The sequence below is a fragment of the Geodermatophilus sp. SYSU D01106 genome (genome assembly GCF_054049995.1).
The window spans coordinates 1-24,666 of record NZ_JBJGYM010000008.1 but is presented as its reverse complement, the minus strand read 5'-3'; the positions used below and the strand labels follow the sequence as shown (position 1 = coordinate 24,666).

At 78.4% G+C, this 24,666-nt stretch carries 22 protein-coding genes and 1 rRNA gene; 5 read left to right on the top strand and 18 right to left on the bottom strand.

Going from position 1 to position 24,666, the window contains the following annotated elements; genetic code table 11:
• Positions 1-95 precede the first annotated feature (95 nt).
• Together ACI78R_RS10635 and ACI78R_RS10630 are read left to right on the top strand one after the other, a co-directional pair.
• Complete coding sequence (locus tag ACI78R_RS10635) at positions 96-770, top strand: hypothetical protein (RefSeq protein ID WP_336026185.1); 675 nt, start codon at positions 96-98, stop codon at positions 768-770.
• A gap of 122 nt (positions 771-892) precedes the next feature.
• Complete coding sequence (locus ACI78R_RS10630; RefSeq protein WP_073419665.1) at positions 893-1,507, top strand: fibronectin type III domain-containing protein; 615 nt, start codon at positions 893-895, stop codon at positions 1,505-1,507.
• 108 nt (positions 1,508-1,615) lie between these two features.
• Here the strand turns inward: ACI78R_RS10630 and ACI78R_RS10625 are convergent, their stop codons facing one another.
• The 8 genes from ACI78R_RS10625 to steA are packed head-to-tail and all read right to left on the bottom strand — an operon-like array spanning position 1,616 to position 12,075.
• Positions 1,616-2,215 carry an NUDIX domain-containing protein gene (locus ACI78R_RS10625; RefSeq protein WP_073419664.1) on the bottom strand — a complete coding sequence of 200 codons (600 nt, stop codon included), beginning with the start codon at positions 2,213-2,215 and terminating at the stop codon, positions 1,616-1,618.
• On the bottom strand, positions 2,215-3,966 hold the full coding sequence (locus ACI78R_RS10620) for a CTP synthase (protein WP_073419663.1): 1,752 nt from the start codon (positions 3,964-3,966) through the stop codon (positions 2,215-2,217). The genes ACI78R_RS10625 and ACI78R_RS10620 overlap by 1 nt, the downstream gene beginning before the upstream one ends.
• Positions 3,944-6,382, bottom strand: coding sequence for a hypothetical protein (locus ACI78R_RS10615; RefSeq protein WP_457040690.1), 2,439 nt, complete (start codon positions 6,380-6,382; stop codon positions 3,944-3,946). The genes ACI78R_RS10620 and ACI78R_RS10615 overlap by 23 nt, the downstream gene beginning before the upstream one ends.
• A complete protein-coding gene (locus ACI78R_RS10610; protein WP_457040689.1) occupies positions 6,379-7,521 on the bottom strand; it encodes a glycosyltransferase family 4 protein in 1,143 nt (380 codons plus the stop codon). Before ACI78R_RS10610 ends, ACI78R_RS10615 begins: the two co-directional genes overlap by 4 nt.
• Complete coding sequence (gene murJ, locus ACI78R_RS10605) at positions 7,514-9,154, bottom strand: murein biosynthesis integral membrane protein MurJ (RefSeq protein ID WP_457040688.1); 1,641 nt, start codon at positions 9,152-9,154, stop codon at positions 7,514-7,516. Before murJ ends, ACI78R_RS10610 begins: the two co-directional genes overlap by 8 nt.
• Before the next feature lie 16 nt (positions 9,155-9,170).
• Positions 9,171-9,995: a hypothetical protein gene (locus ACI78R_RS10600; RefSeq protein WP_457040687.1), complete on the bottom strand. Its 825-nt coding sequence runs from the start codon at positions 9,993-9,995 to the stop codon at positions 9,171-9,173.
• The gene (locus ACI78R_RS10595; protein ID WP_457040686.1) at positions 9,992-10,942 is read right to left on the bottom strand and encodes a copper transporter; all 951 of its coding nucleotides are present in this window, start codon (positions 10,940-10,942) and stop codon (positions 9,992-9,994) included. The genes ACI78R_RS10600 and ACI78R_RS10595 overlap by 4 nt, the downstream gene beginning before the upstream one ends.
• The gene (steA, locus tag ACI78R_RS10590; RefSeq protein ID WP_245794421.1) at positions 10,939-12,075 is read right to left on the bottom strand and encodes a putative cytokinetic ring protein SteA; all 1,137 of its coding nucleotides are present in this window, start codon (positions 12,073-12,075) and stop codon (positions 10,939-10,941) included. The genes ACI78R_RS10595 and steA overlap by 4 nt, the downstream gene beginning before the upstream one ends.
• 438 nt (positions 12,076-12,513) lie before the next feature.
• Between steA and ACI78R_RS10585 the strand changes: the two genes are divergently transcribed.
• Positions 12,514-13,308, top strand: a complete 795-nt coding sequence (locus ACI78R_RS10585; RefSeq protein ID WP_457040685.1) for a TetR/AcrR family transcriptional regulator — start codon at positions 12,514-12,516, stop codon at positions 13,306-13,308.
• 43 nt (positions 13,309-13,351) lie between these two features.
• Positions 13,352-14,056 carry a hypothetical protein gene (locus tag ACI78R_RS10580; RefSeq protein WP_457040684.1) on the top strand — a complete coding sequence of 235 codons (705 nt, stop codon included), beginning with the start codon at positions 13,352-13,354 and terminating at the stop codon, positions 14,054-14,056.
• 36 nt (positions 14,057-14,092) lie between these two features.
• On the opposite strand, the gene ACI78R_RS10575 is transcribed toward ACI78R_RS10580, so the two are convergent.
• The 7 genes from ACI78R_RS10575 to ACI78R_RS10545 all read right to left on the bottom strand — a co-directional run bounded on the left by ACI78R_RS10575 (position 14,093) and on the right by ACI78R_RS10545 (position 20,715).
• Positions 14,093-14,809: a methylase gene (locus ACI78R_RS10575; protein WP_457040683.1), complete on the bottom strand. Its 717-nt coding sequence runs from the start codon at positions 14,807-14,809 to the stop codon at positions 14,093-14,095.
• A 135-nt stretch (positions 14,810-14,944) separates the two neighbouring features.
• On the bottom strand, positions 14,945-16,879 hold the full coding sequence (recN, locus tag ACI78R_RS10570) for a DNA repair protein RecN (RefSeq protein ID WP_457040682.1): 1,935 nt from the start codon (positions 16,877-16,879) through the stop codon (positions 14,945-14,947).
• Complete coding sequence (locus ACI78R_RS10565; protein WP_073420624.1) at positions 16,854-17,909, bottom strand: NAD kinase; 1,056 nt, start codon at positions 17,907-17,909, stop codon at positions 16,854-16,856. Before ACI78R_RS10565 ends, recN begins: the two co-directional genes overlap by 26 nt.
• A gap of 92 nt (positions 17,910-18,001) precedes the next feature.
• The gene (locus tag ACI78R_RS10560; RefSeq protein ID WP_457040681.1) at positions 18,002-18,799 is read right to left on the bottom strand and encodes a TlyA family RNA methyltransferase; all 798 of its coding nucleotides are present in this window, start codon (positions 18,797-18,799) and stop codon (positions 18,002-18,004) included.
• A complete protein-coding gene (locus ACI78R_RS10555) occupies positions 18,799-18,987 on the bottom strand; it encodes a hypothetical protein (protein WP_457040680.1) in 189 nt (62 codons plus the stop codon). The genes ACI78R_RS10560 and ACI78R_RS10555 overlap by 1 nt, the downstream gene beginning before the upstream one ends.
• A 184-nt stretch (positions 18,988-19,171) precedes the next feature.
• Positions 19,172-20,263, bottom strand: coding sequence for an HAD-IIA family hydrolase (locus ACI78R_RS10550; protein ID WP_457040679.1), 1,092 nt, complete (start codon positions 20,261-20,263; stop codon positions 19,172-19,174).
• Entirely contained in the window at positions 20,260-20,715 is a 456-nt protein-coding gene (locus ACI78R_RS10545; protein ID WP_457040678.1) for a tetratricopeptide repeat protein, read from the bottom strand. The genes ACI78R_RS10550 and ACI78R_RS10545 overlap by 4 nt, the downstream gene beginning before the upstream one ends.
• Positions 20,716-20,808: 93 nt before the next feature.
• Between ACI78R_RS10545 and ACI78R_RS10540 the strand changes: the two genes are divergently transcribed.
• Complete coding sequence (locus tag ACI78R_RS10540; RefSeq protein ID WP_457040677.1) at positions 20,809-22,122, top strand: DUF1015 domain-containing protein; 1,314 nt, start codon at positions 20,809-20,811, stop codon at positions 22,120-22,122.
• Positions 22,123-22,133: 11 nt separating this feature from the next.
• On the opposite strand, the gene ACI78R_RS10535 is transcribed toward ACI78R_RS10540, so the two are convergent.
• The 3 genes from ACI78R_RS10535 to rrf all read right to left on the bottom strand — a co-directional run bounded on the left by ACI78R_RS10535 (position 22,134) and on the right by rrf (position 24,659).
• Positions 22,134-22,493: a single-stranded DNA-binding protein gene (locus tag ACI78R_RS10535; RefSeq protein ID WP_454555468.1), complete on the bottom strand. Its 360-nt coding sequence runs from the start codon at positions 22,491-22,493 to the stop codon at positions 22,134-22,136.
• 99 nt (positions 22,494-22,592) lie between these two features.
• Positions 22,593-23,474: a tetratricopeptide repeat protein gene (locus ACI78R_RS10530; RefSeq protein WP_457040676.1), complete on the bottom strand. Its 882-nt coding sequence runs from the start codon at positions 23,472-23,474 to the stop codon at positions 22,593-22,595.
• Between the two features lie 1,068 nt (positions 23,475-24,542).
• Positions 24,543-24,659, bottom strand: a 5S ribosomal RNA gene (gene rrf, locus ACI78R_RS10525).
• Positions 24,660-24,666: the final 7 nt, after the last annotated feature.

Below are 24,666 nucleotides of genomic sequence, written 5' to 3'. Positions count from 1 at the left end.
CCAGACCGGACCCTAGCCAGCGCCCGGGCTGCCGCCAGTCCGCGCAGCGCCGACGATGGCGCGAGTCCCCGTGCGTCCACCCGGAAGGCTGATCCATGCGCCTGTACGCCGCCCGACCCGACCACCGGCTGCGCCAGCTGCTCGCCGACGCGGGGCTGCTGGCCTGGGTCGTGCTGTGGGTGGTGGTGGCGCGCACGGTGCACGGGGCGGTGCTCGTGCTCGCCGAGCCCGGCCGCGCGGTGGAGGACCTCGGCTCCTCGGTGGCCGACAGCATGGGCTCGGCGGCCGACGCGGCGCAGGACGTGCCGGTGGTCGGCGACGAGCTGTCGTCGCCGTTCGACGCGCTCGGCGACGCCGCGGGCTCGGTGCGCGGCGCGGGGCAGGCCGCGCAGGACGCCGTCGGCACGCTGGCGTTCGTGCTCGCCGTCGTGCTGGTGGTGCTGCCGGTCGGCTGGGCGCTGCTGCGCTGGCTGCCGTGGCGGCTGGGCTGGATCCGGGAGGCGACGGCGGTGACCCGGCTGGCCGGCGGCCGGCACCCCGACCTGCACCTGCTGGCCGCCCGCGCCGTCGCCACCGCTCCCCTGCCCCGGCTGGCCGCCCTGCCGCCGGGCACCGGGGAGGCGTGGCGGGCCGGCGACCCGGCGGCGGTGCGTGCCCTGGCGGCGCTGGAGGCCGGGCGGCTGGGCCTGCGGCTGCCCGCCCCGGACGGCCCCGGGTCGGGCGCCACCACCCCTGGTCCCGGCGCCACTGCTCCCCCGTTCTCGGGTTGACATCGCTCCCGCCGGTGCCGATGTCCCGGGCGGATCGGGAGGTGTCGGTGGGACGAGCGGGACGCACGCGGGGACGACGGCGGGGCCGCCGGGGCGCGTCGGCCGCCGGGATCGCCGGGCGCGTGACCGCCGCCGCGGCCGTCGGGCTGGTGGCGCTGTCGGCGCCCGCCACCGAGATCGCCGCGGAGGTCAGCGCGTCCTGGGCGCCGTTCCGCAACGCCGGCACCGCCGACGGCCCGGAGCCCGCGCCGGTGCTCACCCCGCAGGCGGTTCCCGCGCTGCCGGAGCCCGCCGTCGACACGCCCGTGCTCGCCCTGCCGGTGCCGCGCCGGATGGACGTCCAGCTGCCCGCGCCGATGGTCCCCCGCGGCGAGCCGCTGGAGGTCACGCCGCCGCCCGCGCAGTGCGGCGGCTACGGCAGCCTGCGGCAGATGCCGCCGGGCGTCGTCCCGGGCCCGGGCTCCGCCACCGTCACCTGGCAGGCCGACGGCCGCGAGACCGTGCAGGGCTACCGCGTGACGGCGGTCAGCCAGCGGCTGGTGGCCGGCGAGCAGCCGGCGCCCCCGCGGGTGGACGCGCCGCAGCGGGGCGACTGCGGCGAGGTGAGCGCGGTGCTCACCGGGCTGACGCCGGGCACCCCGTACGTGTTCTGGCTCGAGGAGGCCGTGCTCGACCTCGACACCCAGGTGGTCGAGTACGTGCAGGTCGGCTGGTCGAGCCCCGTCGTCGTCGGCTGAGCGGCGCCCGCTCGCGCGCCGAGCCCCGCCGGCCGGCAGGTCCTCCCGCCGACGCTCGTGCTCTGCACACGGTGGTGTGCAGAGCACGAGCGTCAGAGGGAGGACACCTCAGGTGGCGTCGAGGGGACGCAGCCGCGGCTGCGCGGCGCGGTGCTGGGCGGCGGCCAGCAGGCCGATGACGGCGGCCGAGTTGCGGATCGCGCCGTCGAACACCCGCTGCACCGCGTCGGCCAGCGGCACCCGCTCGATCGTCATGTCGAGCTCCTCGTGCTCGACGGTGAAGCCCTCGGGCCGGCCGACGTCGGACAGGCCCTCGGCGAGGTAGACCAGCACCTGCTCGTCGCAGAAGCCGGGCGTGCTGAACGTCGTCGTCAGCAGCGACCAGCGCTCCGCCGACAGCAGCGCCTCCTCGGCGAGCTCGCGCTGGCCGGTGAGCAGCGGGGCCTCGCCGTCGGCGTCGCGCAGCCCGGCCGGCAGCTCCCACAGGTAGCCGCCCACCGGGTGCCGGTACTGCCGGACCAGGACGACGTTGTCGTCGTCGTCGAGCGCGACGACGGCGACCGCGCCGGGGTGGCGGACCACCTCGCGCACGCTGTCCCCGCCGCCGGGCATCGCGACGGTGTCCTTGACCAGCCGGATGACCCGGCCCTCGTAGACGGTCTCGGTGCCGAGGACGCGGTAGTCGCCCTCGGCGGCCGGCTCCGTCATCAGATGCCGACCTTCTCGGCCTCGTCGAGCGGCACGGGGAGCCGCGCGGACTCCTGGCGCTCGATCGCCGCGGCCACGAACGCGGCGAACAGCGGGTGCGGGCGGGTCGGGCGGCTCTTGAGCTCCGGGTGGGCCTGGGTGCCGACGAAGAACGGGTGCACCTCGCGCGGCAGCTCGGCGAACTCGACCAGCAGGCCGTCGGGCGAGGTGCCGCTGAACACCAGGCCGGCCTCGGAGAGCCGGTCGCGGTAGGCGTTGGCCACCTCGTAGCGGTGCCGGTGCCGTTCGGTGATCTCCGTGGAGCCGTAGGCGGCCGCGGCCTGCGAGCCCTTGAGCAGCGCCGCCGGGTAGCTGCCCAGCCGCATCGTGCCGCCGAGGCCGCGCTCGCCGGCGATGACGTCGACCTGGCTGGCCATGGTCGCGATCACCGCGTCCGGGGTGTCGGGGTCGAACTCGGCGGAGTTGGCCTGCTCGAGGCCGGCGACGTCGCGGGCGTACTCGATGACCATGCACTGCAGGCCCAGGCACAGGCCCAGCGTCGGGATGCCGTTGGTGCGGCTGTAGCGGATGGCGCCGAGCTTGCCCTCGATGCCGCGCACGCCGAACCCGCCGGGGATGCAGACGCCGTCGACGTCGCCGAGCGCGGCCGCCGCGCCCTCGGGGGTCTGGCACTCGTCCGACGGCACCCAGCGGATCTGCACCCGGCTGCGGTGGGCGAACCCGCCGGCCCGCAGCGCCTCGCTGACCGACAGGTAGGCGTCGGGCAGGTCGACGTACTTGCCGACCAGCGCGATGGTCACCGTCTGCTTCGGCCGGTGGACGCGGTCGAGCAGGTCGCCCCACACCGTCCAGTCGACGTCGCGGAACGGCAGGCCCAGGCGGCGCACGACGTAGGCGTCGAGGCCCTCCCGGTGCAGCACCTTCGGGATGTCGTAGATCGACGGCGCGTCGGGGCAGGCGATGACGCCCTCGGTGTCGACGTCGCACATCAGGCTGATCTTGCGCTTGAGCGCGGTGCCGATCTCGCGGTCGGCGCGGCAGACCAGCGCGTCGGGCTGGATGCCGATGTTGCGCAGCGCGGCCACCGAGTGCTGCGTCGGCTTGGTCTTCAGCTCGCCGGAGGGCGCGATGTAGGGCACCAGCGAGATGTGCAGGAAGAAGCAGTTGTCGCGGCCGATCTCGTGGCGCACCTGCCGGGCGGCCTCGAGGAAGGGCAGCGACTCGATGTCGCCGACGGTGCCGCCGATCTCGGTGATGACGACGTCCACGCCGCCGTCGGCACCGTCCTCGTCGTCCCCGGCGGCGCCGGTCTCGGCGGCGGCGAGGATGCGCGCCTTGATCTCGTTGGTGATGTGCGGGATCACCTGCACGGTGTCCCCGAGGTACTCCCCGCGCCGCTCCTTGGCGATGACGTCGGAGTACACCTGCCCGGTGGTGACGTTCGAGCGCGCGCCCAGGTCGGTGTCGAGGAACCGCTCGTAGTGACCGACGTCGAGGTCGGTCTCGGCGCCGTCCTCGGTGACGAAGACCTCGCCGTGCTGGAACGGGTTCATCGTCCCGGGATCGACGTTCAGGTACGGGTCCAGCTTCTGCATGGTCACCCGCAGGCCTCGGGCGGACAGCAGCGCGCCGAGCGAGCTGGCCGTCAGGCCCTTGCCGAGAGAGGAGACAACTCCACCGGTGACGAAGACGAACTTCGTCGGCTGGGAGTTGTGGAGGAGCCCGCGATCACGTGTTCCAGGTCGACCCACGGGAGGCAACCGTAACACCACCGGCGTCCTCGCCCGCGGTGCCGTCGGACACGTCCCCCCGGGCGGGGGACGTCGCCGCCAGCGCCACCAGCAGCGGCACCAGCAGCGCCGCGGCGGTGGCCGGCAGCGCCACCCCGGAGTCGTTGACGGCGGCGCCCAGGGCGAGGCTCAGGGCGGTGGCGACCAGCCCCGCGCGCAGCACCGCGGCGTCGACGCGCGCGAGCCCCGAGCCGCCGTCGCGCAGCAGCCCCGGTCCCCGCAGCGGCCCGCGGCCCAGCCGGCCGCGGACCGGCCGGCCGCGGACCGGCCGGCCGCGGACCAGCCACAGCGCGGCCACCAGCGCCACGGGCAGCAGCCAGGCCAGCGCGCTACCGAGCAGGATGTCGACGTTGGCCTGCGCCTTGCGGCTGACCACCGTCCACGCCTCGCCGGTGAGCAGCTGCTCGACGAACCGGCCGAGGTGGCTGCGCTCGTCGGCCGGGCGGGTCCAGTCGAGGACGGCGAGCGCGCCGACGGCGACCACCCCGGCGGCGAGCACCGCGCCGAGCCGGACGAGGGTCACCCGCACGCCGGTGAGCAGCATCGCCAGCAGCAGGAAGCCGGGCAGCGCCGCGAGCACGCCGCCGAAGTCGCGGCCCAGCGACGGCGTGCCGACGAGCACGGTGGTGAGCGCCCCGGCGCCGAGCACGACCGCGCCGGTGACCCGCCGCTGCCGCCGCCCGCCGTCGTCCCGCCCGCCGTCGTCCCGCCCGCCGTCGTCCCGCCCGCCGTCGTCGCGGCCCCGGCCGGCGCGGCGGCCGGCGGCGGTGGCGAGCACCGCGGTCGACAGCAGCGCGGCGGCGGCGAGCAGCCCGGAGCTCAGGTTGCCGTAGCCGGTGAACCGCCCGGCGACGATCGCGTCGTACCCGAGCAGGCCGTCGAGCTCCAGCGGCGAGCCGGCGAGCACGTCGCCGACGAGGGTGGCGAGCGTGACGCCGAGGACGACCAGCGGCGGGCCGAGCCGGCGGCGCCGCCACGGGCCGAGGAGCGCGAGGGCGGCCACGACGGCGGTGGCCAGCAGCACCGACCCGGCCAGCGCCCAGCGCGGCGCGCCGGTGCGCTCCCAGGGCAGCAGCCCGGCGAGGTAGGTGGCCACCGGCAGCGACGCGGCGGCGAGGGCGGCGGCCTCCAGCAGGGGCCGCAGCCGGGGGCGCGCCCGCCCGCGCAGGCCGAGCACGAGCAGGCCGAGGGCGACGACGGCGGCGTCGACGGCGACCAGCCCGACGAAGAACGTGCCGGTGCTGCGGTGGTGGGTGACGGCGGCGGTGTTGGCCCGCTCGAGCTCGGCGACGGCCTCGGCGGTGCCCGGCCGGCCCTCCGCGACGGCCAGCGGCTGCCCGTTGACCGACGCCGGCCGCTCGGCGTCGAGGGCCCGCAGCACGGTGGGCGCGACGTCGATGAGCTGGGTGAACGGCGCCCGGCCGGTGCTGGCGGAGGTCAGCCAGCCCGGCTCGGTGAACCCCGGCCCGGACGCGATGGCCACGTGCAGCTGCGGGCGGCCGTCGTTGACCTCCGACACGCCGTGGAGGAGCAGCAGCGTCTCGCCGGGCAGGGCGGCGACGGCGGCCCGCAGCCGCGCGACGGCGTCGTCGATGCCGGCCAGCGCCGCCTCGCGGGAGGCGGGCTCGGTGCCGGTCTCGCTGCCCTCGGGCGCGGGGACGCCGGCGTCGACCAGCCCGTCGAGGGACACCAGCGTGAGCGGGCAGGGCTCGAGCAGGGCAGCGACGGCGGCCGGGTCCTCCGGCAGCGCCTCCTCCCGGGTCAGCCCCACCCCCGGCGCGGCCACGGCCAGCGTGGCGGCCCGCCCGACGGCGGTGGCGCAGCCGACGGCGGTGCCCAGCGCGCCGGGCTCGGCGCCGAAGCGGGTCGTGGCCCGGTCCTCGGCGACGGCGCGCACGGCGGTCAGCGGGTCGGCCAGGCCCACCTGCGCCAGCCGCTCCTGCAGGCCGCAGTGCGACAGCTCGGGGCTGGCCGGCGGGCCGGCGGGCACCGGCTCGGGCGACGGCGTGGCGTCGGGCCCGGCCCCCGGCGTCTCCCCGGGCAGCGGCACGGTGGGCAGCGGGACCGGCGGCGCGGCCTCGTCGGGCGCGGGGAAGCGGGCGCGGTTGCCGGCACCGAGGGTGGCCCAGCCGTCGAGCAGGCAGGTGGTGGAGCGCGCCGCCCGCACCGACCCGGCGCCGATCGGCGAGGTGTCGGCCAGCTCCCAGAGCGCGGGCGTCGCCTCGGGGTCGACGTCGTCCCAGACGAGCCCCGGCACGCCGACGACGAGCACCCGGTCGGCCGAGGGGTCGCCGGCCGCCGCCGCGGGGCCGGCGCCCGGCAGCGCGAGCGCCAGCACCCCCAGCACCGCGAGCAGCAGGACGGCGGCCCGCCTCATGCCGCGCCGCTCTCCGGCGGGCCCAGCAGCTCGCGGTAGACGGCGGCCAGCGTGCGGGCGGTGGCCGCCTCGTCGGGCCAGCCGGCGGCCCGCTCGCGCCCGGCGGCGGCCAGGGCGGCGGCGCGGGCGGGGTCGGCGAGCAGGTCGCGGACCGCGGACGCGAGCGCCGCGGCGTCGCCGGGCGGGACCAGCACCGCGGCGTCGCCGAGCAGCTCGGGCAGCCCGCCGGCGCGGGTGGCCACCAGCGGCGTGCCGGCCCGCAGCGCCTCCTGGGCGGTGAGCGAGCGGGCCTCCCAGCGGGAGGGCAGCACGACGAGATCGGCGGCGGCGAGCAGGTCGGCGACGTCGTCGCGCCGGCCGAGCAGTGCCACCGGCAGGGACCCCTGGGCGATCCGCGCCGACAGCTCCGCCTCCAGCGGCCCGTCGCCGGCGATCGCGACCAGCGGCCGCGGCTCCCCCGTCCAGGTGGCGGCGGCGTCGAGCAGGACGTCGTAGCCCTTCTGCGGGTGCAGCCGGCCGACGGCGAGGACCAGCGGGCGCCCGTCGGCGAGGCCGAGACCCGCGCGGACCTCCTCGCGGGTGCGGGTGGGCGGGGGCAACGCGGGCGCCGACACGGGCGCCACCCGGACGTCGCGGGCGCCCAGCCGGTGCGCGTTCTCCGCGAGGTCGGCCGAGGCCGCCAGCACGACGTCGGCGGCGCGCACGGTGGCCCGCTCGGCCTGCGCGAGCACGCGGCGCAGCGGGCCGGCGCGGTCGGGCAGGGCGTTGTGCAGGGTGACGACGAGCCGGCGCGGCGGCCCGGTGCGCACCGCGGCGGCGGCCACCAGCCCCGCGCGCAGGCCGTGGGCGTGCACCAGGTCGGCGCCGGTGAGCGCGCGGCGCAGGGCCAGCACGGCGCGGGCGTCGGCGAGCGGGTCGAGGCCGGCGGAGATCTCGACCGGGGTGAAGCGGGCGGCGGCGGAGAAGCCGAAGAGGGCGTCGGTGGCGACGGGCCCGCAGACGGTGACCGCCGCCCCCGCCCCGGCGAGCGCGGGCAGCACCGAGCGCAGGTGGGTGCCCACGCCGCCGGTGCTCGTGGCCAGCACCTCGGCGACGCGGCGGCCGGCGAGCGGTCCCGGCGCGCCTCCCGCGTCAGTCACCGTGCACCTCCGTCCCCCCGGGCGTCCGCAGCCCGCGCACCGCCGCCAGCAGGGGCCGGCGCGCCGTCCCCATCATGACCGCCGCCGCCACGGCGGTCACGGCCGCGGCGGCGAGCACCCCGGCCCCGACCGCGCCGGGCAGCGACCCGCCGGGCACGGGGTCGGCGCCCAGCGCGCGGGCGGTGAGCAGCCCGGCGGCGGCGCCGGCCAGCGCCGCGAGCAGGGCGGGCAGGCCGGTGCGGGCCACGCCGGCCAGCCCGCCGGGCGCCACCCGGGCGGTGACGGCGAGCAGCGCGAGCCCGGCCACCGTGACGCCGGTGCTGTGCCCGGCGGCCAGCGCCAGCGCCCGGTCGGCGGGCGGCAGCAGCGCGGAGAGGACGAGGTCGGCGGCGACGGCGAGCAACCACCCGCCGAGCACGCACGCGGTGGGCGCCTTCCACAGCCCCCGGGCGTACAGCGCGCGGGTGAGCACGGCGACCAGCCCGTAGCCCGCCAGGCCCGGGGCGAAGCCGAGGATCGTGTCGCGCAGCGCGGCGACGCCGGCGTCGGGCCCGCCGACGAGGAACACCCGCGCCATGGGCCCGGCGACGGCGGCGAGCACCGCGGCGGCGCCGAGCGAGGCGACGAGCACCAGCGTGGTCACCGGCGCCAGCGCGCGGCGGTAGCCGGCCTCGTCGCCGGTGCCGGCCCGCTCGGCCAGCAGCGGGTAGGCCGACGTGGCCAGCGGGACCGCGACCGCGGCCCACGGCACGAGGAACAGCGTCAGGCCGGCGGTGTAGGCCACCTGGGTGCCGTCGGGGGCGCCGCTGGCCAGCCGGATCGCCACGGCGGCCACCAGCTGCTGCCCGGCCAGGGTGAGCACCCCGGCCAGCGCCAGCCGGCGCACGCGCGGCGCCGCGCCGACCGGGAAGCGCAGCGACGGGCGCAGGCCCAGCCGCAGCCGGCGCAGCGGCAGCAGCAGCGGCAGGGTCAGCGCGACCACGCCGAGCGTCGTCCCCACCCCGAGGACGAGCTCGGCCGGCGTCGAGAGCCCCTCGACGTCCCGGGAGCCGCCCAGCCACGCGAACAGCGCGTACGCCCCGGCGACGACGACGCTCGACACCAGCGGCGCGACGGCGGGGGCGGCGAACCGGCGGTGCGCCTGCAGCACGCCGGTGAGCACGACGGCGAGGCCGTAGAGCACCACCTGCGGGGCGAAGACGAGCAGGAAGCGGGCGGCCAGCGCCACCTCGGCGTCGGTGCCGGCGCCGAGCAGCAGGCGGGCGATCGGCTCGGCGAGCAGCGCGAGCAGCGCGCCCAGCGGCACGAGCACCAGCAGCGTCCAGCCGAGCAGGGCGCTCGCCGTGCGGCGGACCCGCTCGCGGTCGCCGGTGGCGATGCCGCCGGCGAGCATGGGCACCACGAGGGAGGCCAGCGCTCCCCCGGCCACCACCTCGAAGACGATGTTCGGGACGGTGTTGGCGGCGGTGTAGGTGTCGCCGGTGCTGTCCAGGCCGACGGCGTTGGTGAAGACCAGCGTGCGGCCGAACCCGGCGACCCGGGCGAGCACGGTGAGGACGGCGATGAGGAGCGCCGCGCCGGCCACGCCCTGGGCGACCCGGCGTCCGGTCGTCGCCGGCCCCGCGGTGCTCACGCCGGCCCCGCCGTGCTCACGCCGGGCGGCGGCCGAGCCGGTCCAGCTCGCGCAGCCCGGGGGTGGCCTCGATGACCCGGGTGAAGCTGACCCGCTCGCTCGCGAGCGTGAGGGCGGTGACGACGGCGAGCGCGCCCGCCCGCGCGGGCCATGAGGGCACCTGCGACAGCCGCAGGCCCAGCAGCGCGCCGAGCGCGTTGGCGCCGGCGTCGCCGAGCATCACCCGCTCGCCGAGGTCGTCGGGCAGCACGGCGAGCGCGGCGCCGAGCGGGCCGGCCACCAGACCGCCCGCGGACCCGCCGAGGCCGGCCGCGGCGGCGATCGCCCCGGCCTTGGCCGCGCGGCCGGGGCGCAGGTCGAGCAGGTTGACGAGGTTCGCGGAGCCGGCCACCAGGCCGGTGGTGAGGACGGCGTCGGCGAGCCCCCGCTCGCGGCGGGTCAGCAGCGCGGTCACGGCGGCCGCCGCGCCGATGCCGGCGACCTTGACCGCCCCGGCCGAGACCCGCCCGGCGCGCAGCGCCCGGAGGTGCCCGGCCAGGCCCTTGTCCCGGGCCTGCTCGGGCCGGGCGCCGGCGAGGTCGTCGTAGCCGCCGACCAGCCCCGACACCGCGCCCGCCACGACGGCGGCGGCGCGGGTGCCGGCCGGCGCGCCGAGGGCGGCACCGGCGGTCGCGGCGGCGGCGAGCGCGGGCCCGCCGAGCAGGGTCACCGGGCGGCCGGCGTAGTTGGTGCGCCGCCAGGGCGCGCCGGCCGGGCGGGCGTCGAGCGCGCGGCCCGCGGCCAGGCCGGCCCGGGCGGCGGCCGCCCCGGCCAGCGCGGCCAGGACCGGGCGGGCGGTCACGGGGTGGTGGCCGGCACCGGCGGCACCGGCTGGGCGTCCTCCCCGGTGCCGTAGGCGCCGGAGGTGCCCTCGCTCTCGCTGCGCAGGGCCAGCACGGTGCTGACCTGGCCCGAGGGGCTGGTCACGTTGTCGACGGTGGAGACGGCCGCGGCGGTCTCGGGGTCGGCGCGCACGACGCCGACCAGACCGTCCTCGCCCGCCGACGCGGCGTCGCCGGCCACCACGGCGCCGGAGCCCGCGGCGTCGAGGGCGGTGACCAGGTCGAGCAGCACGCCGTTGCGGTCGGCGGCGTCGTCGCCGGAGACCGTGCCGGAGGTGAGCACCACGGCGAAGTCGGCCGGGGTGAGCGAGGCGGAGTCCTGGGTGAGGACGTCGAGCGCCTGGAGGCCCGCGACGACGGTGGAGACCCCCGCGGCGTCGGGCGCGGGGCCGCCGGCCGGGACCATGAGCACCTCGGCGAGCAGCGCGCCGACCAGCCGGCCGGTGTCGTCGGTCTCGGGCAGCTCGACGCCGGCGGGGCGGCCGGCGGGCGTGGTCACGTAGCTCTGCAGCGCCGGCTCGCTGGCGGGGTCGCTGTACTCCGGCGCCAGGGTGAGCTGGCCGGCCACCGTGCCGCCGGCCTCGGTCACCAGCGCGGTGACCTCCTCGACGGTGTCGGTGGTGACGTCCTCGGAGGCCACGACGAACAGGACGCTGCGGCCGGCCAGGGCGCCCTCCACGAGGGCGGGGGCGACGGCGGACTCGAACGCCTGGCTGCCGTCGACCTGGGCCTGCAGGCCCTGGGTGGTGTCCTCGAGCTCGCGCTTGTCCTCCTGCAGCGAGGTGACCTGGCCCTGGAGGTTGTCCAGCAGCGGGCCCGACAGCTGAGTCGCGCCGATCACCAGCCCCAGGGCGATCGCGAGGAACACCGCGATCAGGGAGACCAGGTGGTAGCGGAAGTCGATCACGAGAAGAGGTTCTCCAACCAGAACACGAAGCTGTCCCACTGGTCGACCAGCAGGTCGAGGTAGATGCGCCCGGCGGTGGTGACGGCCACGGCGGCGACGATGGCGACCAGCGCGGCGAGCACGAGCACGACGAGCGCGGCGGTCGAGATGCGGCTGCGGTACAGGCGGCTCACGCCCTTGGCGTCGACGAGCTTGCCGCCCAGGCGCAGCCGGGTGAGGAACGTCGAGGCCATGCCGCCGCGGCCCTTGTCGAGGAACTCCACGAGGGTGGCGTGGGTGCCGACGGCGACGATGAGCTTGGCGCCCTTCTCGTCGGCCAGCAGCATCGCGATGTCCTCGCTGGTGGCCGCGGCCGGGAACGTGATCGCGTCGACGCCGAGGTCCTGCACGCGCTGCAGGCCAGGGGCGCGGCCGTCGGCGTAGGCGTGCACGACCACCTCGGCGCCGCTGCGCAGGACGTGGTCGCTGACCGAGTCCATGTCGCCGATGATCATGTCCGGCTGGTAGCCGGCCTCGACCAGCGCGTCCGCGCCGCCGTCGACGCCGACCAGCACCGGCCGGTAGTCGCGGATGTAGGACCGCAGCGCCTGCAGGTCCTCCTTGTAGTCGTACCCGCGGACGACGACGAGGACGTGCCGGCCCTCGATCGCCGTCCTGACGTCGGGGACGCCGACGCCGTCGAGCAGCAGCGCGCGCTCGCGCTTCATGTACTCCATCGTGTTGGTGGCGAACGCCTCCAACTGCGTGGACAGCCCGGCCTTCGCGTCGGCCATGGCGGCGGCGACGGTGTCCGGGGTCTGCTCGGTGCCGGTGGCCACCTGCTGGCCGTCGGGGCCGTAGAGGACGTTGCCCTCGACGCGGACCTGCGCGCCCTCCTTGAGCGCGGCGAAGACCTCCTTGCCGACGCCGTCGACGAGCGGGATCCCCGCGGCGGTGAGGATCTCCGGGCCGAGGTTCGGATAGCGGCCGGAGATGCTCGGCGCGGCGTTGACCACGGCACCGACCCGGGCGGCGACGAGGGAGTCGGCGCTCACGCGGTCGATGTCGACGTGGTCGATGACGGCGATGTCGCCGGGCCGCAGGCGCTTGGTGAGGTTCTTCGTGCGACGGTCCAGCCGGACGGTGCCGCTCACCCCGGGTTCCGTCTCCTGGGCCCGGCTCCGTCGCAGGGTGCCGATGCGCATTGACCGATGCTCCCACGCACGCCTGGAGGGGCCGACCTCCGACGCGCATCGGCGACGACCTGCTCACGGAGGGTGTCCGACACCACGGACAGCGCGACACGCCCGGCGCGTACGCCCCACCCGCACCGCCGACACCGCCCCGATCGCTGTCTAGCGTTCGTCGCTGTGACTCGTGGGGCTCCAGCCGTCAGCGTCCCGGCGACCCGCCCCGGGGCCGCGGACGGGGGCGCGGGCGGGAGCTCGGGCGGGGGCACGGGCGGGAGCACGGGCGGGAGCACGGACGGGAACGCAGGCGGAGGCGTGGGCAGCGGCTCGGCGCTCGTCCGCGCGGTGCCAGGCGCCCGCCCGGCCCCGGTCACGCCCCCGCGGGCCCCGGCCGCTCCCCCGGTGGACCGGACCCCGCCCGCCGTCGAGGCGCCCGCGCCGGCCCCGCCGCCCGCCGTCGACGCACCCGCGCCCTCCCCGCTGGCCGCGCCGCCGGGCGGCCTGCCCGCCCCGGAGCCCGCGGACGGCGGCCGCGCGGCCCGGCGTCGTGAGCGGCGGGAGCGGCGCGGCCCCGGCGTCCGGGAGCGGCGCCGGCTGGAGACCCACGACCGGATCGTCGAGGCCGCCGCGGCGCTGTTCGCCGAGCGCGGGTTCGACGCGGTCAGCGTCGTCGAGATCGCCCAGCGGGCCGGCGTCGTCGAGAAGACGGTGTTCAACCACTTCCCGGTCAAGGAGGGGCTGGTGCTGGCCACCGACCCGCCGATGCGCCGGGCGCTGCTGGCCGCCGTGGCCGGCCGTCCGGCGGGCGAGTCGGCGGCGGCGGCGGCCGGCACGTTCGTCGTCGCGGCGATGACCTCCCTCGGCGACCCGGAGGCCGCCGCCGGGGTGGCCGCGATGGCGCGCATCGTGCGCGGCTCGCGGACCCTGCAGGCGCGCGAGCGGGAGATCCTCGGGGAGATCACCGCGGCGCTGGCCGCGCAGCTCCGGGAGGAGACGGGGTCCGACGACGGCTCGGTCGAGCCGGAGCTCACCGCGGCGGCGGTCACCGCGCTCTACGGGCGGCTCCTGGAGCTGGCGCGCGACCGGGTGCTGGCCGGGGTGACCGGGCCGGAGCTCGGCGCGGAGCTGCGGGCCGCCGGCCGCCGCGGGCTGTCCCTGCTGCAGTTCGGCCTGGCCGGGTACGCGAAACGCCGCTGACGGGGAGTTCCGGAACGGGGCCGCGTCTGCCAGGGTGCGCGGCGTGCGCCTGCGCCGGACCGCCCTCCTCCTGCCCTGCGCGGTGCTGGCCACCTCCGGCTGCGCGCTGCTGACCGCCGTCGCCACGCCGGACGAGGAGCCCCCGGTGGCCGTGTCGGCGCCGACGCCGTCGGTCCACGTCCCGCCGCCGCCCGCGCCGGTCGAGGTGGGCGCGGCGCGGCTGTCCGACCGCTCCGGCGACCTGCTGTTCACCGCGTCGGTGCGGGCGACCCGCTCCCCGGTGTCGGTCGGCGTCCCGCCGCTGCCGAGGTCCTTCGCCGCCGACTGCGCCCTCCCCGACGACGGCTCGGTGCGCTCGCTCGTCCTCGAGGTCGGGTTCGCCAACGAGACCTTCGCCATGGCCGGCCTGGCGGCGGACGTCGAGCTCACCGCGGCCGACGGCGGCGCCCCGCGGGCGGGAACGGCGGTGTTCGTCGGGTCGTCGGCGCCGGGCACGCGCTGGTGCCAGGACGGGACGACGTCGCCCACCCGCGACGGCTTCGGCCTGTCCGCCGGCGCCGGGGACGGCGCCTCGGCGAGCGTCCACGTCGTCGCGCGCGACGCGGCGCCGACCAGCGACCTGGTGCTGCGGATCTCGGGGCTGCGCAACGAGGCGGGCTCGAACGCCACCGGGCCGTGGGACCGGGTGACCGTGGCCGCCGGGGCCTGCGCCGACGACCCGGCGGCGCTCTGCGTGCCCCTGGGCTGAGCCGTCAGGTCCCGGAGCCGTCGGGCCCCGGAGCCGTCAGGCCGGCAGCTGCAGCGCGTGCAGCAGCTGCTCGCCGCGGTCGCCGGGGAGGTCGGGGTCCCGGGTGAACAGGGCGACGGCGACCATGTACTCGTCGTCGCCCGCCCAGCCGCGGCCCTCCGCGACGATCCGGCGGATCTGCTCGCGCACCTTCGGCTCGCTGCTGTAGGGGCCGTAGTCCAGGCCCATCGCGAGGAAGTTGACCACCCGGTAGCCGAGGTCCGCGGCGGTGCCCACGGTGGTGACCGGGTCGGCGTAGCTCGCGACCGCGGTGACCACGTGGTCGTAGCCGGCCTTGAGCAGCTGCAGCGTCAGGTCGTTGCCTCGCTCCCCGCCCCACAGCTCGGGCATGAGGATGTCGCGGTCGGGCGCCGGGATGTACGGCGGGTTGGAGATCGCCGTGGTCACCCGCTCCCCGCCGGCCGCGTCGGCCTGGTCGAAGAAGTCGCCGAGCTCGACGGTGTAGCGGTCGGCGACGCCGCGCTCGGCCACGTTGGCCCGCGCCCTGCGCACCGAGTCCTCGCTGATGTCGTAGCTGCGGATGCGCAGGCCGGGCAGGCCCGCGACGACGTCGGCGATCGCCGAGGCGTCACCGGTGCCGAGCTCCACCACGGGCGCGGACTCCCAGCCCAGCTGCTCCCGGTACTGCTGCAGCAGCATGCAGACCGAGAAGCCGTAGTGCGCCGACTCGTCGGCCGAGCTGAAGCAGCTCATCGGGCACCCCCCGCGGGGCATCGGGGGGCGGTTCGGGATCGGGCATCGGTGCGCACGGGGAACGCCTACCCGGCGACCGCGATCGACACTCCTGCGTTCCGTCACCCGATCGCCCACGACCGAGCGGCGCGGCAACTACTCCGCTCGGGCGGTGGCGGCGACGGCCAGCAGCTCCCGGGCGTGCGCCTGGCCGGTGTCGCTGTCGGCGAGGCCGGACAGCATCCGGGCCAGCTCGCGCACCCGGTCCTCGCCGTCGACGGCGCGGATGTCGGTGGCGGTGACGCCGGCGGCGGTGTCCGGGGACTTGTCGACGACCAGGTGGGTGTCGGCGAAGGCGGCCACCTGCGCGAGGTGGGTCACGACGACGACCTGGTGGTCGCGCGCCAGCCGCGCCAGCCGCCGCCCGATCTCGCCGGCCGCCTGCCCGCCGACGCCCGCGTCGACCTCGTCGAACACCATCACCGGCACCGGGTCGGCGCCGGCGAAGACCACCTCGATGGCCAGCATCACCCGGGAGAGCTCACCGCCGGACGCCCCGCGGTGCACCGGCCGCGGCGGGGCGCCGGGGTGGGCGGCCATGAGCAGCGCGACCTCGTCGATGCCGTCGGCGCCGGGCTCGCCGGGGTGGCTGTCGATCGAGAAGGACACCCGGGCGCTCTTCATCGCGAGGCCCGCCAGCTCGCGGCCCACCTCGGCGGCGAACCCGTCGGCGGCGGCGCGGCGGCCGGCGGAGATCCGGCCGGCGAGGTCGTCGACCTCGGCGCGGGCGGTGTCGCGGGCGGCCTCCAGCGCCTCGAGCGCCTCGTCGGAGACGTCGAGCGCGGACAGCTTGGCCCGGGCGTCGTCGGCCCAGGCGAGCACCCCGGCGAGCCCCTCGCCCGGGTCGGCGTACTTGCGCACCAGCGCGGTGAGCGCGGCCCGCCGGTCGAGGACCTCGGCCAGCCGCGCCGGGTCGGCGTCGAGGTCGGCGACGTAGCCCGCGAGCTGGACGCTGACGTCGGACACGACCGCGACGGCGTCGGCGAGATCGCGGGCCAGGAGCACCAGCGCGGGGTCGTCGGTGGAGGACAGCGCCCGCTCGGCGGCGGCCAGGGCGGCGGTGGCGTCCTGCGGCAGGCCCTCGCCGCCGAGGTCGCCGGTGACGTCGCCGACCAGCGCCATGCGCGCCTCGTCGACGGCGGCCCGCAGCGCGTCGGCGTCGCCGAGCCGCTTGGCCTGCGCGTCGAGGGTCTCGTCCTCGCCGGGCTCGGGCGCCAGGCCCTCGATCTCCTCCAGGCCGTGGCGCAGCACCTCGGCGGCCTGGGCGAGCTCGCGGGCCTGGCCGCGGCGGCGGTCGAGGTCGGCCGACAGCTCGCGCCAGCCGGCGTACGCGGTGCGGTAGGTCTCGAGCAGCTGGAGGTGCGCGGGCCCGGCGTAGCGGTCGAGGGCGTGCCGCTGCTCGGCGGGGCGCGACAGCCGCAGCTGGTCGCTCTGCCCGTGCACGGCGAGCAGGCCCTCGGCGAGCTCGGCCACGACGCCGACCGGCACGCTGCGCCCGCCCAGGTGCGCCCGGGACCGGCCCTCGGCACTGACGGTGCGGGCGAGGATGAGCGACCCGTCGTCGTCGGGCTCGGCGCCGGCCTCGGCGGCGCGCTCCCACACCGGGGAGCCCTCCGGCAGCTCGAGGCGGCCCTCGACGCCGGCCCGCCCGGTGGCGCGCACGCGGCCGGGGTCGGCGCGGCCGCCGAACAGCAGGGTCAGCCCGGTGACCACCATCGTCTTGCCCGCGCCCGTCTCGCCGGTGACCACGGTCAGGCCGCGGCCGAGCTCGAGGGTGACGTCGTCGATGGCGCCCAGGCCGCGGATGCGCAGCTCGGTCAGGCGGCCCCGGCCGTGCGGCGCGCGGGGCGCCGGGGCGAGGCCGTCGCCGGCGGGCGCGTCCCGCCCGGCCGCCGTCGCGCCCTCGGCGGGGCGGCTGTCCGCGGCCGGCGCGCTGCCGGCCGGTGCCGTGCCGTCGGGGGCGGTGTCCGCGGGCGCCGCGGTGCGCCGGGCACGGGGGCCGCGCTCACGCGTCGGGGTCCGCGGAGCCACCGCGCACCTCCTCCCGTGCCGGGCCGCGGCCGGGAGCCGGCGGCAGCGACACCACGTCGCGGGCCAGCACGTTGCGCGACGGCGTGAGCTCGTGGCCCGGGTCGTGCCGGCGCACCTCGCGGAAGCCGCGTACGGGCAGGCCGAACTTGGCCACCAGCCGGTCGCCGAAGGTGGCGGGGTGCACGCGGGCGATGCGCACGGGCCGGGCGGCCCGGCGCACGTCGACGCGGCCGCCCTCGGGCACGTCGAAGGCGCGGCGGCCGTCGGCGGACACGCGGGCACGGTTGCCGTCGGGCGGGATCGAGACCGACAGGACGGCGTCCGGCGAGGTCACCAGCGGCCGGGCGAACAGCGCGTGGGCGTTCGTGGGCACGAGCAGCATCGCCTCGACGTCGGGCCACACCACCGGACCGCCGGCGGAGAACGCGTAGGCGGTCGAGCCGGTGGGCGTGGCGAACAGGACGCCGTCGCAGCCGAAGCTGGTCAGCGGCCGGCCGTCGACGGAGATGACGACGTCGAGGACGCGCGAGCGCTGCGCCTTCTCCACCGACACCTCGTTGAGCGCCCAGGTGCCGCCCACGACCGCGCCGCCGGCGTCGATGACGTCGACCTCCACCGCCAGCCGCTTCTCCACCGAGTACTCGCAGCGCTCGATGGCCGTGAGGGTCTCCTCGACGGCCTCGGGCTCGGTCTCGGCGAGGAAGCCGACCCGGCCGAGGTTGACGCCCATGAGCGCGGCGTGGCTGTAGCGGGCGAGCTCGGCGGCGCGCAGGAAGGTGCCGTCGCCGCCGAAGACCATGACGATCTCCGCACCGCGGGCGGCCTCGGCGTCGGGGGCCACCACCTCGGCCCCCTCGATGCCCAGGTCCTTCGCCTCGTCCTCGAGGACGCGCACCGTGATGCCGGCGCGCGCCAGCCGCGCGGCGGAGCTGCGGGCCAGCTCGACGATGTCCTCCCGCCCGGTGTGCACGGCGAGCAGCACGTGCCGCGTACCCCCGGGACGCCATCCGCCCTGGCCGGCCTCGCTCATCGGTCCTCCCTGCTCGTCGCTGTCGTCCTGCGGCTGCTGCGGCCGCGTCCCGTCCCAGCGTCCCCCGGGATCGCCGCCCGCGCCCGGCCCGGTCACCGCGGCCCCTCCTCGACGGCGCGGACGACGTCGGCCTCCTCCGGCGGCGGCGCGTCGCGGCGCAGCCACAGGAAGAACTCGACGTTGCCCGACGGCCCCGGCAGCGGGCTGGCCACCACCCCGGCGGTGCCCCAGCCCAGCTCGGTGGCCGCGCGGGCGACGGTGAGCACGGCGTCGGCGCGGTGCGCCGGGTCCCGCACCACCCCGCCGGCGCCGAGCCGCTCGCGCCCGACCTCGAACTGCGGCTTGACCATGGGCAGCAGGTCGGCCTCCGCCGTCGCGCACGCGGTGAGCGCCGGCAGCACCAGGCGCAGCGAGATGAACGACAGGTCGGCGACGACCAGCTCGGCCGGCCCGCCGACGTCCTCCGGCGCGAGCGTGCGGACGTTGGTGCGCTCGTGCACCCGCACCCGCTCGTCGGTGCGCAGCGACCAGGCCAGCTCGCCGTAGCCGACGTCGACGGCGACGACCTCGCGCGCGCCGCGGGACAGCAGCACCTCGGTGAAGCCGCCGGTGGACGCGCCGGCGTCGAGCGCGCGGCGGCCGGCGACCTCCACGGGGAACGCCTCGAGGGCGCCGAGGAGCTTGTGCGCGCCCCGGGACACCCAGCGCTGCTCGTCGGGGTCGGTGCGGACGACCACCGGGGTGGCGGGGTCCACGCCGGTGGCCGGCTTGTTGGCGGCCTGCCCGGCGACGGCGACCCGTCCCTCGCTGATCAACGCGACGGCGTGCTCGCGGGAGCGGGCCAGGCCCCGCCGCACGAGCTCGGCGTCGAGTCGGCTGCGGCGCGGCATCAGAGCTGGTCGATCGTGGCGAGCTCGCGGGCCAGGCGGTCGTGCTCGGCCTCGAAGACGGCGACGTGCTCGGCCACCGGTCGCTCGTCCAGGCCCTCGAGCGCCGTCGCGGACGCGCGGGCCGGGTCCGCGACGGGACCGGGCCGCGGCGGGCCCGGGACCGGTCGCGGTCGGCTCGGCTCGGTCATCGCGGGGACCTTCCGGGAGAGAGGGCGGAGGCGGGGCGGGCAGCCCGGGGAGCGGGGGCCTCGGCGGAGGGGACGCGGTGTCCCCGGCCCGCGAGACTACCGGCCGGGGACGACACCGCCGCCCGCCCGCGGGAGCCGGCCGGTGCTCCCGGGGCCGCCCCGCAGGAGAGCCTCCCGGCCCTCCTCACCGCGGCTCCAGGTCCCAGCGGGCCAGCGCCGCCCGGGCGCGCTCGTCCCCCGCACGCACCCGGACGCCGTCGGCTCCGCTCCCCCGCGACCAGGCCGCCACGCACAGCGCCCGGAGCCCGTCGAGCCCGTCGCCGTCCCGGTCGTCCCCGTCCGGTTCCGTCCTGCCGGCCGTGCGCAGCACCAGCGTGCCGTCGCCGTCGGCGGCCGCCACCCAGCCGCCGCAGCGCCAGCCGCCGTCCGCGGCCGTGACCGGCGGGTGGGCGACCAGGACGCCCCGGGCGTCGGGTGCCAGCAGGTCGGGCCGGTGGTCCGGGCGGGCGGCCAGCAGCGTCGCGGGCACGGTGACGCCGCTGAGCACCAGCAGGCTCGCGGCGCCGGCGCGGTGGCTGCCCTCGATGTCGGTGTCCAGCCGGTCGCCGACCACGAGGGGCCGCTGCGCCCCGGTGCGGCGGACGCACTCGGCGTGCATCGCCGGGTCGGGCTTGCCGGTGACCAGCGGCTCGACGCCCGTGACGTCCCGCACCACCCCGACCATCGCGCCGTTGCCCGGCAGCGGCCCGCGCGGTGAGGGGATGGTCGCGTCGGCGTTGGTGGCCACGTGCCGGGCACCGCGCCGGACGGCCACGACCGCCTCGGCGACCTGCTGCCACCCGACCTCGCGGCCGTAGCCCTGCACGACGGCCACCGGCTCGTCCTCGGCCCGCTCGACCACCGTCAGCCCGGCCGCGCGCAGGGCCGCCGCCACCCCGGGGCCGCCGACCGGGAGCACGCGCGCGCCGGCGCCGAACGTCCCGGCGACCACCGTGGCCGCGGCCTGCGAGCTGGTGATGACCTCGTCGGGGACGGCCGGCACGCCGAGCTCGCTGAGGTGCGCGGCCACCTCCTCGGGCGGGCGGGCCGCGTTGTTGGTCACGAACCCGAGGCGCATGCCGGCCGCGCGGGCGGCCGCCAGCCCCTCCGGGACCCCGGGCACCGCGTCGGGGCCGACGTAGACGACGCCGTCGAGGTCGAGCAGCGCCACGTCGAACAGCTCGGCCGGCGGGCGGGTGCTGCCGGCGGCCAAGGCCGGCGGGCGTCCGGTGCTCACGCCGCCCCCGGCCCGGAACCGCGGCGGGCGCGCACGCCGCGCAGCGCACGGGCGTAGTGCGGCAGGTCCGGCCGCATGGCGACCGCCAGGGCCAGGTGCTCGGCCGCCGTCTCCAGGTCGCCGGCCCGGCTCGCGGCCAGGCCGAGCCCGAACTGGGCGTAGTCATCGGTGGGGTTCACGGCGGCCAGCTCCCCGAAGCTGTCGACGGCTTCCCGGTAGCGGCCGGCGTCGTACTGGGCGCGGGCGAGGGCCTCGAGCACGCTCCGCGAGCTCGGCTCGGCCTCGGCGGCCCGGCTGAGCAGCGTGGCCGCGGCGGCCGGGTCCCCGCTGCCCAGCAGGTCCAGCCCGCGGCGGTACCACTCGTAGACCCCGCCCTCGGGCCCGGTGCGGCCGGCCGCTCCCTCGGGCGTGGTCTCCGCCCCGGCGTCCTCCGGCGGTCCTGCTGTCGACACCGATGCCCTCCCGATCTCCCGCGGTCGCCCCCGCCCGCCCCCGCTGACCGGTCGCGTCGGCGGGCCGGGGACGGCGGCTCCTACGATCCGGTGGTGCAGTCGTCGCCGGCGGGTCCCCCGCTCCCCGTCGCGACGGGGATCGACGTCCGGCCCTTCCGGGCTCTCACCTACCGGGAGCAGGACCCCGGGCACCTGGCCCGGGTGAGCTCGCCAGCCTACGACCTGGTGACGCCCGACGGCGCCGAGCGGCTGGCGGCCGCCGACCCGCACAACATCGTGCGCCTGATCCTGCCCGGGGGCACGTCCGGTCCGGGGACCGCCGGCGCCGGTGGCCCGGTCGCGGCCGGGGACGTCGCCGCCCGCGCCGCCGCCACCCTGCGCGACTGGGAGCGCGACGGTGTCCTGGTCCGGGACGGCGAGCCGGCCCTGTGGCGCTACGAGATGCGGCCGGCGACGGGGACGCCGACGGTCGGCTGGCTCGGCGCCGTCGGGGTGTCCGCCGCGGGCGGCCGGGCGGTGTTGCCGCACGAGGACACCTTCCCCGCCGCCGTCGAGGGCCGCCGCGCGCTGCTCGCGGCGACCGCCACCGACCTCGAGCCCATCGTGCTGGCGCACGACCCCGAGCCGCGCGTGGCCGCCCTCACCGCCGCCGTGGCGGGCGCCGCCCCGGACCTGCAGGTCGTCGACGACGACGGCGTCGCGCACCTGCTCTGGCGCGTCGCCGACCCCGACGTGCTGCGGGAGCTGACCGGCGCGCTGGGCCGCACGGGCGCGGTGATCGCCGACGGGCACCACCGCTTCGCCGCCGCGCAGGCCCTGCACCGCACCCATCCCGACGGCGACTGCCGCGTCCTGGCCCTGCTCACCCCCATGGGTACCGGCGGGCTGCGCGTCGAGTCCATCCACCGGGTCGTGCCCGACCTGGGGCTGCGGGAGGCCGCCGACGCCGCGGCGCGCGGGTTCGCGGTGGCCGAGGTGCCCGTCCCGGGCGGACCCGGCGCCGTGTCGGCCCACGTGGCGTCGCTGCTGCCCGACCTCGACGGCTTCCTCGTCACCGACGGGGAGCGACTGCTGCACCTGACCGGCCCCAGCGCCGAGGTGCGCGCCACGGTGCCGGCGGAGGCACCGCCGGCCTGGCGCGGGCTCGACGTCGTGCTGGCCACCACGGGCCTGGTCGGCGCGCTGTGGGGCCGCAGCGACGAGCCGGGGTCGCTGCTCGTGGCCCACAGCGTCCCGGAGGCGCTCCGCCTGGCCGGGGCGCGGTCGGGGGTGGCCGTGCTGCTGCGCCCGCCCTCGCCCGCCGACGTCGCTGCCGTGGCCCGCGCGGGCGCCCGCATGCCGCGCAAGTCGACGCTGTTCGTGCCCAAGCCGCGCACCGGCCTGGTGCTCCGCCCGCACGGCGGCTGACCGGCGGGCGCTCACGCCGTCCGGACGCCGCCGCCGGCCGACGACCGCGGCACCTTCCGCCCCCGGCGGCAGTTGACCTCGCACACCGAGGCGGTGCCGGCGCCCGTGCGCCAGAAGCGCCGCTGCAGCGCCCCCTCCACCTCCACGACGTCACCGGCCTCCCAGGCGGCGACACGACGCTGCAGCGCCCGGTCGTAGGTGATGCAGGTGAGGACGTCGACCGAGGACCCGCGCGCCCGCGGCTCGGGCCGGCGGACGACGAGCCGGAAGGTCACCAGCGGGTCGCCGCTCGGCAGGGTGCGGAGCTCCGCGGGAGCCGAGAGGCGCCCGCGGAGCACGACGTCGTTGCGGTCGATCACAGCCACGCTCATGACGGCAGCGTGCGGCCGCCTCCTCCCCGGCGGTGAGCCGACGAGGTGGCTGTGGACGGGAGACGCCGGTGTGGACGGCGCCGCCGTGACTGTCGGCGGTCAGTGCCCGGGCTGGTCCCCCGCCGGCGGCTCGACCTCACCGAGCAGCTCGGCCACCTCGCGCTCGACGTCGGAGTCGAAGTCGAGCTCGTCGTCGTCCGCGTCGTCCGCGTCGTCCGCGTCGTCGTCGAGGTCCGCGTCGCCGCCCAAGTCGTCCTCGTCCGCGTCGTCCGCGTCGTCGCCGAGGTCCGCGTCGCCGTCCGACGCCGCTGCCTCAGCGGTCGGCGCCAGTTGCGGCTCGTCGTCCACCGCCAGCTCGGCGAGCGGGACCTCCTCCTCGCCGAAGGCGATGTCCTCGGCCTCCGGCTCGGCGGCGGTGACGACCTCGCGCCACGCGTCCGCGGACGCGTCCCCGGACGCCGCGAGCAGGTCGGCGTAGGCGGAGGCGAGGCGCAGGGTGCCCTCGTCGCGCAGGTCCACCCGGCCCGGGGCCGGGCGGCCGCCCAGGGCGCCCTCGAGCACCAGCCGCGCCGCGGCGACCTCGCCGAGGTCCTGGCGCGCCCCGGCCTCGACGAGCTGCAGCTCGACGGTCTCCTCGCGGTCCGGACGGTCGGCGAGTGCCTCGCGCACCAGCCGCAGCGCGACCTCGGGCCGGCCCAGCGCCCGCTCGCAGTCGGCGAGGACGGCGCGGTAGCCCTCCTCACCGCTCATCCGCCGGTAGGCCCGCAGCTCGCGGGACGCCTCGGCGTAGTCCCCGGCGTGGTACGCGGCGACGCCCACGGCCTCCCGGACGACGGCGAGACGCGACGCGCGGTCACGGGCGGCACGGGCGTGCGCGAGCGCGAGCTCGGGGTCCTCGTCGACGAGCGTCCCGGCGACGACCAGGTGCTTGGCGACCTTCTCCGCGTTGCGCGAGTCGAGCCCCCGGAGGGCGGCACGCACGGCCGGGTCGAGCTCGCGCGGGTCGGCCCAGTCGGGCAGGTCGGGACCGGGCGTGGCCGGCGGGGTGCGGTCGCGGTCCGGGCGGGCACGGCGGTCGTCGGTGGGACGGCGGTCGCGCCAGTCACGGCCCCCGGCGCGGTCGGGCCGACCGCCGGCACCGCGCGGCTCCGGACGGCCCCTGCCGCCCTCGTAGCCACCGGCGCGAGCGGGACGCTCCCCCTGCGGACGACGGTCCCGCCACTCGGGGCGCGCATCGACGTCCTGGCGCCGCGGACGGTCCTCGTACGGCCGGGCGCCGCGCGCGGCGTCGTCGCGGCGGGCCGGACGTCCGCCTTCCCCGCGGTCGCCGCCCGGGCGACGGTCCCGCCAGCCACCGGCGGACCGGTCCCGGACCGGGCCCACGTCGCTGCGACGGTCCTGCCACGAACCCGACGACCGCTCGCCCTCCGGACGCCGGTCGCGCCAGCCTCCCCCGCCACCGCCGGTGGGGCGGCGGTCCTGCCGGTCGCCCGTCGGACGATCGCCACCGGGCCGGCGGTCGCGCCAGTCCCCGGACGACCGAGCCGGACGGCGGTCCTGACGGTCGTCGCCGCTGCGGTCGCTGTCGGGACGCCGGTCCCGCCAGTTCCCGCCGGCGCGGTCGGTGCCCGGACGACGGTCGCGCCAGTCCCCGGCGCCGCGGCTCCCGGCGACCGGGCGGCCGGCGCGGTCACCCTGGGGACGGTCCCCGCGGGCACCCTGACCGCCGCGGGCAGTCCCGCCCTCGCGGCCACCGCTGATTCCGTCACGTCGGGAGCCGTAGCCGCCCGATCCGCGTCCCGCACCCGAGGGGCGACCACCCGATCGCGGACCCTGGCGGTCGTCGCGGCCGGATCGGCCCTGCCCGCGACCGTCCTGGCCGTCGGGCCGGCCACGGCCGGCGGAGCCTCGTCGGGGAGATGTCATGGAGTCCTGAGTACCTCGTACGGCGGGGAGCACTCCTGTGAGCGCTCCGTGGGATGGAATCTGCGGACAACGCACGAAAACGGGGGCCGGAGCCAATGGCTCCGACCCCCGTCTCGAATGGTTGTCCGGCGGCGTCCTACTCTCCCACCCCGTCTCCAGGGCAGTACCATCGGCGCTGAGAGGCTTAGCTTCCGGGTTCGGAATGGGTCCGGGCGTTTCCCTCTCGCCATGGCCGCCGTAACACTGT